The organism is Denitrificimonas caeni (assembly GCF_905120345.1).
Taxonomy (GTDB): Bacteria; Pseudomonadota; Gammaproteobacteria; order Pseudomonadales; family Pseudomonadaceae; genus Denitrificimonas; species Denitrificimonas caeni_A.
Genome location: NZ_CAJHOA010000006.1, coordinates 106,183 through 120,938 on the forward strand (window position 1 = coordinate 106,183; position 14,756 = coordinate 120,938).

Genomic DNA, 14,756 nt, shown 5'->3' on the forward strand with positions numbered 1-14,756 from the left:
GTTTTGGTATTAGAGTGCTTGGTAAATGATGCCTGGACTGCACTGCACCATGCAATACAGTTCAGGTAAGTTATTCAGGGCTTCAGAGGCGCCTAAAAACAAATAGCCTCCAGGTTTTAGGGTGGCATGGATACGCGTCAAAATATCTTTTTTGGCTTCTGCGGAAAAATAAATTAACACATTTCGGCAAAAAACCACATCAAACTTACCCAGCATGACATAGCTGTCTAATAAGTTTAATGAGCGAAACTCAACACGACTTTTAATCGCCGCTTTAATGGCCCAACGGCCCTTTACCGTCTTATCAAAGTAACGCTGCAAGCGCTCATCTGATAAACCTCTGGCCATTGCCAAGCCATCATACTCACCCTCTTTACAAGCCTGCAGCATCGTTGGCGACAGGTCTGTCGCAACAATTTGCACCCCCGCACGCAGTTGACCTAAGTTGCTACGCTCATACTCATCAATCGTCATCGATAACGAATAAGGTTCTTGTCCTGAAGAACAAGCAGCTGACCATATACGCAAACGCTGGTTAGGGTGTTTTTTCAACAATTCAGGCAACACTTTGTTTTTCAGGACTGTAAACGGGTAGGCATCTCTAAACCATAGGGTTTCATTGGTGGTCATGGCATCCACAACCTGCTCTTGTAAGAGACCACGCGGCTGCGCCTGAATCCGCAGCATCAACTCGGTCAGTGATTTAACACCTTGCTCTTGCTGCAGCTTTTTTAAGCGACTGATGACTAAGTACTGCTTATTATCACCTAAGACGATGCCTGACTTCTCTTCAAGGAACTGTCTGAAAACATTAAACTCAGCTTGCGAGACCGACACATTCACCGCCTTTTAAAATAGAGCTTTAGAAGTATTTATACATACGCACAAAAGTATCGCGCAACTATAGTGCATCAGCGATTTTTATGCGCTCAACAACACGATCAACCAGATCATCTGGGCGAAACTTAGCTAAAAAATCATCCGCACCGACTTTCTTGACCATTGCCTTATTGAACACTCCAGACAACGAAGTATGCAGCAAAATATGTAAATCCTTCAGACGTGGATCATTACGCACTTCAGCAGTGAGGGTGTAGCCATCCATCTCTGGCATTTCAATATCAGAGATCATCATTAGTAACTCTTCTGCAGGGCTTCTTCCGGCTGCCAACATCTCTTGCAAATACTCATACGCCGCACGGCCATCATTAAGTGCAATCACCTCAACACCAACCGCTTGCAAGCAGCGCAGCACTTGCTTACGGGCAACGGTCGAATCATCAACAATTAGTATTTTTTTGCTCAGTGCACTGATACGTACTTGCTCAGTCAGCGTTTCAGTGGAAATAACCTCAGAGGTGGGCGAGACTTCAGCAAGAACTTTTTCAACATCAATCACCTCAACCATCTGACCATCGAGGTGCGTCACTGCAGTCAAATAGTGGTCGCGGCCTGTCCCCTTTGGTGGCGGATGAATAGCCTCCCAATTAAGATTAACGATACGCTCAACGGCACTGACTAAAAAACCCTGCTCGCGCATATTGTACTCAGTGATAATCACGAAGCCCTCGCCCGCTTTCTCTAAGGCTTTACGACTCGTCGCTAAGGCAAGATCCATCACTGATATAGTCCGGCCACGAATACTGGCCACACCCCGCACAACAGGGTCAGATTTGGGTATGACTGTGAGCTTGGGACACTGCAAAACCTCACGCACCTTAAACACGTTAATACCGTATAGCTGTGGACCATTAAGCCTAAACAACAGCAACTCTAAACGGTTTTCCCCGACCAACTGGGTTCGCTGGTTTACTGAATCCAATACACTGGCCATACTTAGGCTCCTAACATTTCTTACACTGTTGCACGATAAAAACTAAAATACGGCATATTTATTGCTTTAGTCTTCTTATGAACTTATATACGGCATTTTCTTGGCGCATAGCCAAACTTCAACAGCTTTTTCTCCAAGCTATTCTGCTATGTCTACTCATCACACCCGCGCTGTGCATCAGCGCAGAAAGCACCCAACAACAAATTATCGGCACCAGTCAGGCTTTTCTTGAGGAAATAACCAGTCAATATCTAGCGGACAATACAATCACTGGCCGCCATAGCGTAACCATTGGCCGTCTGGACCCTCGCCTACGTTTGCCCGCTTGCTCAATTCCTCTACAAGCCAGCCTAGAAAGCCCAGCACAACCGGTTGGAAGAGTAACGATTCGTGTGCGTTGTGACAGCAATGCACCTTGGACGATTTTCGTACCTGGGCATGTTAATTTATATCGAGAAGTCGCTATCGCTTTACGCTCGCTGCCTCGTAACAGCGTCGTTCAAGCCGCTGATGTACAGCTCTCTGAACGTGATGTTAGCAGCCTAAGACAAGGCTATATACTTAATCTTGAAAATGTTATCGGGCAAAAAACCACACGCCCCATGCAGCCTAATCAGGTTGTTTCAGCCAACTATTTAAAAGCCGCAGCAGCGATCAATAAAGGCGACGAAGTGGTTATCAGCGCTCAGGGTAGTTCCATGTTTGTACGCATGCCTGGCACCGCCTTAGAAGAAGGTGCTATTGGCCAGCAAATTCGCGTACGCAATACCCGCTCAAAGCGCATTGTACATGCTCGCGTTACCGCACCCGGTCAAGTCGAGGTGGCAATGTAAAACCGTCTGCAGTAAAGTAACAACCACTTAAAACTGACTCTCAGTCTCAAATAGCCTAGAGCAACGGCAGTTACTTTCGTCTATAAAATTAGGCGCTAAAGTTTCTCAAATAACGGCCGATTACTTAGCAAGTGTTCCAATACAGTATTTGAGGTTTATCCATATGGCTATCGAATTTAATCGCCCACACAACACGGCAGGACTGAATAAGCCAGCGGCTCAAGGCTTAAAACATAGCCCTGCACAAACACATGCACAAGACACTGCTAAAAACAGCAGCCTTGAGCAAACAACTAAAGCTCCAGCCTCAGGCGAGTCAGTGCAACTGAGCAAAGATGCACGCCAGTTACAGGGTCTCTCTGAAAAGATGAGCAATACGCCTAGCGTGGACTCTGAAAAAGTCGCACAACTGAAACAAGCTATCGCCAACGGTAGCTACCAAGTTGATAGTGAGCGGGTTGCCAGCAAACTACTTGATTTAGAAGCTCAGCTGTAACGCTCAGCAATCCCATTTATAACAGTAGATAAAAGCCACCATGTCTGATCAGCGCCTACTTGAACTTTTGCTAAAGGATATTGAGACAGCACAGCAGCTACTGACTCTCCTCGAACACGAGTTTAGCGCATTAAGCGAGCGCGATCTAAGCGCGCTGCAAGAGCTGCTGACGCAAAAACAACCTGCTTTACTGGCTTTGCAACAGCACAGCCACGAACGTAGTCAATTACTACGCCAAAACAATTTAAGCGCCGACCAGCAAGGCCTAACAGCGCTTGCTGCTCATTCAGCCATTGGCCCACAACTGTTAGACAGCAGCGCACAACTCAACGCACTGCTTGATCAATGCCAACAAGCTAACCTTCGCAATGGCCGCTTAATTCGTAGCAATCAAACCAGCGTTAATAGCATGCTTAATATTATTCGAGGCACAGACACCCCTTCGCTGTATGACAAAACCGGCAGCGCCACCAACAGCAGCAAACAGCGTCCTTTTAGCCAAGCTTAAACAGTCAGCAATCAAGCAAAGCAGGTTAAAAATTACTGCTATACTGCGCCCCATCCAATGACACCACACAGATAAAAAGACAGATAAGGGAAGGGAAATACGGATGGCCTCTGACTTACGCTCTGACGACACGGCTGCACTGCCGCCTCAGCTTCTCACCTCACCCATAGAGATTACCGGCCATCTTCGCGCTCTTATGCAGAACCGTGACCCTCTAGAAATACAATTCAATGATCGCCAACAGGTGTACCAGAGCTACATTGTTGAGGTCGACCGCGAAAACAACCGTGTCGCTTTTGATGAACTGATCCCCAATACTGGCGAGCGACACTTACTCAACGGTGAAGCTTTTAAAGTTATGACGCGCCGAGATGGCGTCTGCATTACTTGGTCGCACAGCCAACCAGCGCTTGCCGATACGCTTGATAAAGCGCCCTGCTACTGGCTCACCCTGCCAGCAGAGATCATTTATCATCAACGACGCGACGCTTACCGCGCTGACACGTTACCCGAGCAATCCTTGGAAGTGTACATTAATAGCGCAAAACTGATTAACCCTATAAGCGGCCGCCTGCTGGATATCTCCGCTACCGGTTGCAAAGTATATATAAAATCAGCCATCACTCCGCTACAACCCGGCCAACTCTACGAAACTTTTTCTATACTCTTACCGGGTGGCAATATCACCTTAAGCGCTGAGTTGCGCCATTTATCCAGCGATGAAGAAAGCAACTCAACATTGGCAGGTTTTAAGTTTCATGCTCTGAACGGCGCCAGCCAACGCATTATCGAGCGTTTCGTCTACCAATTACAGCGTGAAGCTCGCCGCAGTGATGACGCGCTATTTTAAGGCGCGTTTTACACAAAATAATATTACTAGCCGCGATAAATCACAGAAACAAAAAAACCAACACTAGGCTGGTTTTTTTGTTTTAAAGACTTAATCTTTAAATATGGCGTCCCCTAGGGGACTCGAACCCCTGTTACCGCCGTGAAAGGGCGGTGTCCTAGGCCACTAGACGAAGGGGACAAATCCTTCTAAATAAACATATTAAAATGTTTACTAGTGAATAACTTAACTAAACGCTTTAAGCGTTCAGATAGCTTACTATATTACCCTTTTTGCTAACAACTTATATCTATCAGCAGGAGTTTAAATAAACTATAATTTTTAAATATTGGCGTCCCCTAGGGGACTCGAACCCCTGTTACCGCCGTGAAAGGGCGGTGTCCTAGGCCACTAGACGAAGGGGACAAAACCTTCTAAAACATAACACATTCATGTTATGCCACTTTTCATATGATTGAGAAGTGGTGGAGCTAGACGGGATCGAACCGTCGACCTCTTGCATGCCATGCAAGCGCTCTCCCAGCTGAGCTATAGCCCCATTTCGTGGACGGGGCGTAGAATAGGCTTAAAGCTTTCCCAAGTCAACTTAATTTTATAACTTTGTGTTTAATTTAAAACTCAGCATTTTCACGACTGCAAAACTAACACTGCAAACGCCCATACAGCTGGGCATACAAGCCTTCTTGAGCAATAAGCTGTTGATGAGTACCATCTTCAGCTACACGACCGTTAGCCAGCACCAAAACTCGATCAGCCTGCTTTACTGCGCTTAAACGGTGCGCAATAATCAGCGTGGTACGCCCCTCTAGAAACTGACTCAAGGCTTGGTGCACAGCAAACTCAGTAGCGCTATCTAAAGCCGATGTCGCTTCATCTAAAATGACCACCGTCGGATCGCTCAGCACCATTCGCGCGATGGCTAAACGCTGACGCTGTCCACCTGACAAGCGCACCCCAGCTTGCCCTATAATGCTATCCAGGCCTTTCGGTAAGGCACGCACAGTATCTGCCAACTGAGCAATCGCCAAGGCCTGCCAGCACGCCTCATCACTGCGCTCACGCCCCATACATAAGTTGGCGCGCAAGCTATCATTAAACAATGCCGGTGCTTGCAGGACAACTGCAACATGCTCGCGCACACAGGCTAAGCCTGTTTCTTGTAAGCTGGCATCGCCATAACGGATCTGCCCCGACTGAGCACTATAGAGACCTAACAGCAACTGCACCAAAGTGCTTTTACCACCACCACTGGCGCCAACAATCGCTACCTTTTCGCCAGCAGCAATATTAAAACTTAAATGATCCAGAACCTGCTCTTCAGCGTAAGCAAACTGTAGCCTCTCAACGCTAATCGGTACCGTTTTATGCCCAGCAAAAGGATTTTTATTAGCGGGGTAATCCACTTCATCTTGGCGCTCAAGCAGCTGATTAATCCGCACCATTGCACCATCTGCAGCATAGAAGGCATATTGCAAGTTAAGTAACTGCTCGATAGGCCCAATCATAAACCACAGGTAACTGAATACCGCCAACATTTGCCCGATCGATAAATCAGAAAACAACACGGTCAGCATCGCTATCGCGCGAAAAATATCAATACCGTATTGGAACAACAGGCCACTAGCGCGTGTGGAAATATCAGTTTTCCACTGTGAATTGATCGCACGATCACGCACATTTTTTGCACGATCCAACAGTCGTTGAAAAAAATAACCTTGATGATTTCCCGCTCGTACCTCTTGAATAGCATCTAAGGTTTCATTCAAGGTTTGGGTAAACACCGCAGTACTGTCATTTTCAAGCTTTTTTAAGTGTTTAACACGCTTACCAAGCTTGATCGTAAAGTACACCACAATGGGGTTAAGTAATAAAATCAACAGTGCCAATTGCCAATTCATCCACAGCAGTACCGAAGCAGTTCCAAGCAAGGTCAGCATCGAAACTAAGAGACGACTTAGAGTTTCACCAATAAACTTATCCAAGGTGTCTAAGTCGGTGACCAGATGCGTGGTCACCGTACCACTGCCTAAACTTTCATATTCGCGCAGAGAAATACGTTTCAGCCGCGCCAGCAAGCGCATCCGAATCTGATACACCACATCTTTGGATAGATGGGTAAACATCTTACTCTGACCAACGTTAAACAAGAGCGAGCTAAAGCGCAGGACAAACGTCAAAGCCAGCATAAAACCAATATAGCCCACCGCTTGCTGCCAGTCACTGGGCAACCAGCGATCCATAAACTGTAATGCTTTCCCACTCTGTCCGAGCAACACCTCGTCCACCAATAGCGGCAGTAATAAAGGGATAGGCACACTGCATAGAGTTGCTAATACGGCGAGAATATTAGCCAGAATCAAACTGCGTTTATGCTGCACAGCCAAGCGACGAATGTCTGGCCAGCTGATTTGATCAGGTACTTGCATTAATTGAGATCCAACGACTTAGAAGAGGTTCAAGCACCGTATAAGGCTGATAACCATTGGTAATTAGAGCGTACTGCTGCTGATGCTGGGCCAGTAACGTCGGAAAGCCGCTGACCGCTAAATGACGTACCCAAGTAAAATCAGCTTGGGTGGCTGCCTGCGTATCGGCGGCATCGAAGGCATCACAAAAAGCTTCGCTAGGGTAACCTGCCGCCACCGCCAACTCTCGCAACACCTGAGGCTGGGTAATATCTTCAGCATCTTGGTAGAAAGCCTGCTGCAGCTTATCGAGCAAGTTAAACATTCGTGCTTCATCCAGTTGACGAGCAACCACTAACGCTCGACAGGCGGGTTCAGTGTTATAAAGAAAACCACTGGGCAACGCTTTAGCAAAATCAAATGGCTGCCCTGTACTGTCTGCCACTGCGCGCCAATGCTGCAAAATATAAGCGCGCTTGCTGTCATCTAGCACAGCTTGTTGTCCTGTACGCAAACCACCCACGCGCAAAGTGACCTTAACCCCTGCTGCCTGGGCTTGCTTAAGCACCTGTTGCAGTACTGGATTAAAGCCCCAACACCACGAGCACATAGGATCAACAATATAAATCAGCTGCGTGCTATACATCGCTTTCTCCGACTACTGTGTGGTACATGGCAAACGTTAAGCAAGCGCATTGCACACGAACCGGCTGACGAACCGTTCGCGCCTACGAACGGCTCGTCCTTGTTTAGGGGCCAGAGTTTACCCGATTCAGCCTAGCGTTTAAGGTTTTAAACCAGACTTTTTTACCAGCCTAGACAATTAAAACTTTATCACCCGTCTAAGTTCAGAGCACTTAAAACAAAAACAGCGCTGCAAGCTTTCGCCGACAACGCTGTTTTAGCTCTAACTATTCAGTTCACACGGCAGCAGCTACCCGCGAACCTTGATCGATGGCGCGCTTCGCATCCAACTCAGCAGCGACATCAGCACCACCGACTAAATGCACAGCTACACCAGCAGCTTCCAACTCAGCTTGCAATTCACGTAACGGCGTTTGCCCTGCGCAAAGAATCACATTATCGACTGCTAAAACCTGTGGCTCACCACCGTCTATACTGACATGTAAACCCGCATCATCGACACCGAGATACTCAACTGCAGCCAGCATCTCTACGTGCTTACTTTTCAAACCTGCACGATGAATCCAGCCGGTAGTTTTACCTAAGCCAGCGCCTACTTTGCTCTTTTTACGCTGCAGCAAATACACGTGGCGAGCAGCCGCCTCAAGCTGTGGTTGTACCCCTTCAATACCACCACGCGCCTCTAAACCTAGATCAATGCCCCACTCCTTCCAGAACGCCTCACGGTCTAAGCTACTCGACTCACCACTGTGGGTTATCAACTCGGAAACATCAAAACCAATACCGCCAGCACCAATCACCGCAACGGTTTTACCGACCGGCTTGCGTCCTAAAATCGCATCCAAATAACTCAACACTTTCGGGTGCTTGATACCTGGAATATCCGGCACACGCGGCACAATTCCAGTCGCCAAGATCACGTCATCAAAACCCTCGGCTAATAATTCTTTAGCTGTAACGCGTTTATTGAGCTGCACCTTGACTTGGGTCGACTGCAGCTTATGGTCAAAGTAACGCAACGTTTCATAAAACTCTTCTTTACCCGGAATCAGCTTAGCAACATTAAACTGCCCGCCAATCTCACTGGCCGAATCAAACAAAGTCACCGCATGCCCACGCTCTGCGGCCACGGTTGCCGCTGCCAAACCTGCAGGACCAGCACCCACCACAGCAATCTTTTTTACTCTAGTGGTGGCAATATAGTTCAGTTCAGTTTCATGACAGGCTCGAGGATTAACTAAACACGAGGTCAATTTACCGCTGAAGGTGTGATCTAAACAGGCTTGGTTACAACCTATGCAGGTATTGATTTCATCCGCTTTACCAGCCGCCGCTTTATTAACAAACTCAGGATCAGCTAGGAATGGGCGCGCCATAGAAATCATATCGGCGTCATTCTCTGCCAAAGCACGCTCAGCCACTTCTGGAGTATTAATTCGATTGGTCGCCACTAACGGAATCGAGACCTCGCCACGCAATTTAGCTGTTACTTTGGTAAACGCTCCCCGCGGAACTTTAGTGGCAATGGTCGGAATCCGTGCCTCATGCCAACCGATACCGGTATTAATAATACTTGCGCCAGCCGCTTCAATGGCTTTGGCTAGCAGCACAATTTCTTCCCAACTGCTACCCTTTTCAATCAAATCGAGCATTGACAGACGGTAAATAATAATAAAATTTGCGCCAACCGCTTCACGTACACGACGGACAATGTCCACTGCTAAACGCATGCGGTTTTCGTAACTACCACCCCAGCGGTCAGTACGCTGGTTGGTGTGTTCAGCCAGAAACTGGTTAATGAAATACCCTTCAGACCCCATGATTTCGACGCCATCATAGTTCGCCGATTGCGCCAGTACGGCACAGTTCACAAAATCTTTAATTTGTTTTTCAATGCCCTCCTCATCCAATTCAATAGGTTTAAACGGGTTAATCGGCGCTTGAATAGCACTGGGACCCACCGATTTTGGGCTAAAGGCATAACGACCTGCATGCAAGATTTGCATACAAATTTTACTGCCAGCATCGTGCACGGCTTGCGTAACCACTTTATGCTTCTCAGCTTCTTCAGGCGTGCTCAATTTAGCCGCACCAGCATACACACTGCCTTCCTCGTTCGGACCGATACCACCGGTCACCATCAAGCCAACACCGCCGCGCGCACGCTCCGCAAAGTACGCAGCCATACGCTCAAAACCATTAGGACGCTCTTCAAGGCCGGTGTGCATCGAGCCCATCAACACACGATTTTTTAGCGTGGTAAAACCAAGGTCCAACGGTGCCAGCAAATGTGGGTAATGTGGATTTGACATCAAGACTCTCCAAAACAGGTACAAACACAGAATGCTGATTTTTTCTAACGCACAGAAAGCGCAGTCATCAGTCAATTATTAGCTAACACAATAGACAGACCGCCCTCGCTTCTCAATGACCCTAATAAACAGAATAATGACTATAATAAACACTGACTGGGTATCAAGGTATCGCGTAATGAGAAAGGTAGCATTAGCAAATATGCGTTTAGGTGATTTATCTGTTGGCTTTGTACATAGCATCGCCGCAGCCATAGAACAGCATGGATATAATGTTGCAGACCTGTTTGAGCGCTTTGAACTTAATCCTGAGCGACTCGCACAACCCCATACACGGCTATCTATTCCGCGCTATATGCGCTTAGGACATGCGGCGATCCAACTCACCGGCAACCCTGCGTTAGGTCTAGCGATTGGACAGCAGCTTTTACTATCGCATTTAGGCTTAGCTGGAGTAACCGCAGCACAAGCGCCGACAGTACGCGCCGCAGCGCGCTGTATCAGTCGCTTTGAGCTGTTGTACGCGCAAAACTATCGGGGTGCCAGCCAGTTTCAGGAAGATCATCAAGGTGCATGGTTTAGCTTCTATTCAATCGCGCCCTACAACGCCTATAACTGTTTTGTCGTAGAGTCGGTATTACTGGGTTGGATCAGTCAATTGAGCCAAGTCTGTCAGCGTGAGATTGAAATAGAACTGCTGCAAATCGAGTTCCCCGAACCCAGCTACGCCGCTGCTTTTGCCAACTACTTACAGTGCCCAATCGAGTTTAACGCCAAACATAATCGCATCCGCTTAAGTCAAAACAGCCTCGCATTGAGCAACCCAGAGCATTGCCCCAGTACTTGGTATGCGCTACTGCAGCTATGTGAGGAACAATTGGCATTAAAAACACGGACCTACAGCTTAATCGAACAAGTCAGCCAACTGATCGCGCCATTATTGAAAAATGGTGAACCTTCTATTGAACAGATCGCGCAAAAACTACATATGCCGACGTGGACACTGCGACGCAAACTGGCTGAGCACGGCACACAATTTCGTCAGTTAGTGAATCAAACACGTTTTGATCTGGCCAGCAGTTATATTCGTGATACTGATCTCACCTTTGGTGAGATTTCTTGGTTGCTGGGCTTTTCCTCACCAGAGGCCTTTCAACGTGCGTTTAAACGTTGGGCGCAACAAACGCCCGGTGAGTTTCGTAGAGCAGTATTACAACGGTAAAGAACATATTGGTACGATAACTGTCATACAATTCGAACTGTATAACAAAGGATAAGCAAGCATCCTCTATACCTACTAATGACCTATTAAATGATATTATTTCTCTTGATACACATTATTCATCAGCTCACACTATATACAGCAAGGCTTACACCGTTATAATTCATAGCTGAGTACAGGGTGTACTCATTTATTCCCTATTTGATGATCTTTAATTATGTATAAAATTTTCGAGACAGTAGACGAGGTTTCCCTTTACACCGCACAGCGTCTTCTAGAAAAAATAAAAGCAGTACCTGCTGCTGTGATGGGATTGGCCACGGGCAGCACCATGGAACCGGTATATGCTCAGTTGTTAAGCGCTCTGCAGCAGATGCCTATTGACGTGTCGCAACTGATTACCTTTAACTTGGATGAGTACATTGGTTTAAATGCACAGCATCCACAAAGTTATAATTACTACATGTATCAACACTTATTTAATCAACTCAAGATACCGGCACAAAACGTTCATTTGCCGGACGGCTTAGCCAGTAATATCGAAACCGCTTGTCAAGCCTACTCGCATGCCATTGAAAACATGGGTGGACTGGACTTACAACTATTGGGTATTGGCTCTAACGGTCATATTGGCTTTAATGAGCCACATACCTGTTTTGCCAGCCGCACTCATGTGGTAGAACTGTCTGAGCAAACTCGAATTGATAATGGTCGCTTCTTTACTGAAAAAAGCGAAGTGCCAACACATGCTATTACGATGGGTATCCAAGATATTCTGCGTGCCAAAGAGATTATTTTAGTGGCCACCGGTCGCAATAAAACGGACATCATGGCGCAATTATTTAACAGCAACATTGATGAGGCGCTACCGGCCTCAGCACTGAAACAACATCACAACTTAACGATTGTGCTGGATCGTGAAGCGGCAGCACTGCTTCCCGAGCAGGCCTTTAAAAGCGCGGTATAAGCGCTTATTGACTGAGGAAAAAACTATGCGTGCCTACTTTGCTGGATGTATTGGGCTGCTGTTTGCCGCTCAAGCCTGTGCTTTATCGTTAAACGAATTAAGCCAAAATCAAGCCGGCGATGGCATGAAAGCCATGCTCGAGCAAAGCGCACGCGTTGCGGTACAACAACTGGGTCAACCCGGTGGCTTTAGTAACAACCCAGAGGTGCGCATCGAACTGCCAGGTAACCTTGGCAAAGCCGCTCGCGCCATGAAAATGCTTGGCAAAAGCAAGCAAGTAACGGCGCTAGAAGACAGTATGAATCGTGCTGCAGAAGCCGCGATGCCACACGCTCAAGAACTGTTGTTGGATGCGGTTAAAAAAATGACCATCAACGATGCTAAAGGCATTTTACAGGGTCCAAATAACTCAGCTACCGCCTATCTTGATCGCAGCAGTCGTGAGCAATTGCGCAATCACTTCTTACCGATGATCCAGCGCGTCACGCAATCTTCCGGATTGACACAGCAATACAATAACTTTGCCGGACAAGCAGCGAGCTATGGCGTGATTGATGCTAAAGATGCCTCTATCGAGAACTATGTCACTGAACAAGCTCTGGACGGTCTATTTACCATTATTGCTGAACAAGAAGCCTCTATCCGCCAAAACCCAGCACAAGCTGCAACGGATATCGCGAAAAAAGTTTTTGGTGTACTGCGCTAAATATCATCTTGCTGTGATGTAAAAACAAAAACACCGCCCCAGCAGAAGGCGGTGTTTTTAATCAGGGCAAGTATAACCTAGAGTCCGTCTCGTCGTTATTTCTCAACAAACGCTCGTTCAATCACATAATCAGCCGCCGTACCTAAACGCGGTGACACCTTTAAACCAAACTCATCAAGCATTTTACTGGTGTCATCTAGCATCGCTGGACCCCCACAGATCATGACACGGTCATGCTCAGGATTAATCGGTGGTAAGCCAATATCAGCAAACAACTTACCACTACGCATCAATTCGGTAATACGTCCCTGGTTGCGAAACGGTTCACGGGTCACTGTAGGATAATAAATCAACTTATCGCGTAACTGCTCACCAAAGTATTCGTTCTGCGGTAAATTTTCAGTAATAAAATCACTGTAGGCTACTTCACTGACATAGCGCACACCGTGCACCAAAATTACTTTTTCAAAACGTTCATAGGTTTCTGGATCTTGGATCACACTGATAAAAGGCGCTAAGCCAGTACCAGTGCTGAGTAGATACAGGTTTTTACCGGGCCGCAAATCGCTGAGCAATAATGTTCCGGTAGGTTTTTTACTAATTTTTAAGCTATCACCAGCTTTTAAGTGCTGCAGTCGCGAAGTGAGCGGGCCATCGGGCACTATAATGCTAAAAAACTCCAAATGATCTTCATAGTTGGGGCTGGCAATTGAATAGGCACGCATCAAAGGACGACCTTCAACTTCAAGACCAATCATCACAAACTGTCCGTTTTCAAAACGTAAAGCAGGATCACGGGTGGTTTTAAAACTGAATAAAGTGTCATTCCAGTGATGAACGCTTAACACCTGCTCAACATTCAAATTGCTCATAACACGCTCCAACGTAAGAAAAGATTATTTAGAGTGTAAGTTTAAAAGCTTAATCTGTTAAATTGATAATATGTATAAATCATATCAGGAATATAGATATGCGATTTACTCTACGCCAATTGCAAGTATTTACCTCGATCGCCCAGAATCAAAGCGTCTCCAAAGCTGCAGAAGAGCTGGCGATGTCACAATCAGCCGCCAGTACTGCATTAAAAGAACTTGAACGCAGCTATGATTGCCTGTTATTCGACCGCGCCGGAAAACGCTTAATAATCAATGCCTTAGGCCTGCAGCTGTTACCTCGTACGCAGGCGCTGCTAGAACAAGCGCAAGCACTAGAAGGCTTACTAACGGGCAATCATGGCTTCGGCTCCTTATCGGTGGGCGCCACCATGACCATTGGTAATTATTTAGCCACGCTTTTGATTGGCCATTTTATGCAGCAGCATCCGAGCTGCAAAGTGCGCTTACATGTGCATAACACTGCGCAAATTGTCCAGCAAATCGCCAGTTATCAACTCGACCTAGGCTTAATCGAGGGTTATTACCAAGACAGTAATATTGTTGCGGAACCTTGGATTGCCGATGAATTGGTCGTTTTTTGCGCACCGCAACACCCGTTGGCACAGCAAGGGCATGCCAGTTTAAAGGAGCTGGTCAATGAAGCTTGGATTGTTCGCGAGCAAGGCTCGGGAACGCGCTTGGCCTTTGAGCAAGCTTTTCTGCAACGTCAGCACACGCCGCATATTCGCTTAGAGCTCGAGCATACAGAAGGGATTAAGCGCGCGGTCGAATCAGGCTTAGGAATCGGCTGTATTTCGCGCCTGGCACTGCGTGATGCCTTCAAACGCGGCAGCTTAGTGGCCATTGAAACGCCAGAGCTCAACCTGTCTCGCCAGTTCACTTTTATTTGGCATAAGCATAAATATCAAACCGATGCGATGAGCACGTTTTTAACCTTATGCCGTACGCTGACGGAAAACATTCAGCGCAGTGATCAGATCAATCTAGAAACTATTCTTTAATAACTCTTATTAAGAATAGTTGCAATTATTTGATGGGCTACCAGTCACTACCTGTGCTCGGCACATATCAAAAGCAGCGAG

The 14,756-nt window shown here is 46.9% G+C and carries 14 protein-coding genes and 3 tRNA genes; 8 read left to right on the top strand and 9 right to left on the bottom strand.

Features of this window, described 5'->3' with window-relative positions; all coding sequences use genetic code 11:
• Positions 1-9: 9 nt before the first annotated feature.
• Together JYJ62_RS11950 and JYJ62_RS11955 are read right to left on the bottom strand one after the other, a co-directional pair.
• Positions 10-837 carry a CheR family methyltransferase gene (locus JYJ62_RS11950; RefSeq protein ID WP_205342452.1) on the bottom strand — a complete coding sequence of 276 codons (828 nt, stop codon included), beginning with the start codon at positions 835-837 and terminating at the stop codon, positions 10-12.
• Positions 838-901: 64 nt separating this feature from the next.
• Positions 902-1,834: a chemotaxis protein CheV gene (locus tag JYJ62_RS11955; RefSeq protein ID WP_205342453.1), complete on the bottom strand. Its 933-nt coding sequence runs from the start codon at positions 1,832-1,834 to the stop codon at positions 902-904.
• Positions 1,835-1,911: 77 nt separating this feature from the next.
• On the opposite strand from JYJ62_RS11955, the gene flgA reads away from it, so the two are divergent.
• From flgA to JYJ62_RS11975, 4 genes are all read left to right on the top strand, one after another.
• A complete protein-coding gene (gene flgA / locus JYJ62_RS11960; RefSeq protein ID WP_205342454.1) occupies positions 1,912-2,667 on the top strand; it encodes a flagellar basal body P-ring formation chaperone FlgA in 756 nt (251 codons plus the stop codon).
• Positions 2,668-2,830: 163 nt separating this feature from the next.
• Positions 2,831-3,163 (top strand): flagellar biosynthesis anti-sigma factor FlgM, encoded by a 333-nt coding sequence (gene flgM / locus JYJ62_RS11965; RefSeq protein WP_205342455.1) that lies wholly within the window; start codon positions 2,831-2,833, stop codon positions 3,161-3,163.
• A gap of 40 nt (positions 3,164-3,203) precedes the next feature.
• Positions 3,204-3,671 carry a flagella synthesis protein FlgN gene (locus JYJ62_RS11970; RefSeq protein ID WP_205342456.1) on the top strand — a complete coding sequence of 156 codons (468 nt, stop codon included), beginning with the start codon at positions 3,204-3,206 and terminating at the stop codon, positions 3,669-3,671.
• Between the two features lie 103 nt (positions 3,672-3,774).
• Positions 3,775-4,521, top strand: coding sequence for a flagellar brake protein (locus JYJ62_RS11975; RefSeq protein WP_205342457.1), 747 nt, complete (start codon positions 3,775-3,777; stop codon positions 4,519-4,521).
• A 104-nt stretch (positions 4,522-4,625) separates the two neighbouring features.
• Here the strand turns inward: JYJ62_RS11975 and JYJ62_RS11980 are convergent.
• The 6 genes from JYJ62_RS11980 to JYJ62_RS12005 all read right to left on the bottom strand — a co-directional run bounded on the left by JYJ62_RS11980 (position 4,626) and on the right by JYJ62_RS12005 (position 9,883).
• Positions 4,626-4,701 (bottom strand) — tRNA-Glu (locus JYJ62_RS11980).
• Positions 4,702-4,850: 149 nt separating this feature from the next.
• Positions 4,851-4,926, bottom strand: a tRNA-Glu gene (locus JYJ62_RS11985).
• A gap of 57 nt (positions 4,927-4,983) precedes the next feature.
• Positions 4,984-5,059: transfer RNA gene (locus JYJ62_RS11990), tRNA-Ala, on the bottom strand.
• 103 nt (positions 5,060-5,162) lie between these two features.
• Positions 5,163-6,947 (bottom strand): ABC transporter ATP-binding protein, encoded by a 1,785-nt coding sequence (locus JYJ62_RS11995; RefSeq protein WP_205342458.1) that lies wholly within the window; start codon positions 6,945-6,947, stop codon positions 5,163-5,165.
• Entirely contained in the window at positions 6,934-7,572 is a 639-nt protein-coding gene (locus JYJ62_RS12000) for a DsbA family protein (protein WP_205342459.1), read from the bottom strand. Before JYJ62_RS12000 ends, JYJ62_RS11995 begins: the two co-directional genes overlap by 14 nt.
• A 274-nt stretch (positions 7,573-7,846) precedes the next feature.
• A complete protein-coding gene (locus JYJ62_RS12005) occupies positions 7,847-9,883 on the bottom strand; it encodes an NADPH-dependent 2,4-dienoyl-CoA reductase (RefSeq protein WP_205342460.1) in 2,037 nt (678 codons plus the stop codon).
• A gap of 178 nt (positions 9,884-10,061) precedes the next feature.
• Between JYJ62_RS12005 and JYJ62_RS12010 the strand changes: the two genes are divergently transcribed.
• From JYJ62_RS12010 to JYJ62_RS12020, 3 genes are all read left to right on the top strand, one after another.
• Entirely contained in the window at positions 10,062-11,105 is a 1,044-nt protein-coding gene (locus tag JYJ62_RS12010) for an AraC family transcriptional regulator (protein ID WP_232365779.1), read from the top strand.
• A 217-nt stretch (positions 11,106-11,322) separates the two neighbouring features.
• Entirely contained in the window at positions 11,323-12,072 is a 750-nt protein-coding gene (nagB, locus tag JYJ62_RS12015) for a glucosamine-6-phosphate deaminase (protein WP_205342461.1), read from the top strand.
• Positions 12,073-12,097: 25 nt separating this feature from the next.
• Positions 12,098-12,778: a DUF4197 domain-containing protein gene (locus tag JYJ62_RS12020; protein WP_205342462.1), complete on the top strand. Its 681-nt coding sequence runs from the start codon at positions 12,098-12,100 to the stop codon at positions 12,776-12,778.
• Positions 12,779-12,873: 95 nt separating this feature from the next.
• Here the strand turns inward: JYJ62_RS12020 and JYJ62_RS12025 are convergent, their stop codons facing one another.
• Complete coding sequence (locus JYJ62_RS12025) at positions 12,874-13,650, bottom strand: ferredoxin--NADP reductase (protein WP_205342463.1); 777 nt, start codon at positions 13,648-13,650, stop codon at positions 12,874-12,876.
• Between the two features lie 98 nt (positions 13,651-13,748).
• Between JYJ62_RS12025 and JYJ62_RS12030 the strand changes: the two genes are divergently transcribed.
• Positions 13,749-14,675: a LysR family transcriptional regulator gene (locus JYJ62_RS12030; protein WP_205342464.1), complete on the top strand. Its 927-nt coding sequence runs from the start codon at positions 13,749-13,751 to the stop codon at positions 14,673-14,675.
• The last annotated feature ends 81 nt before the right edge of the window (positions 14,676-14,756 follow it).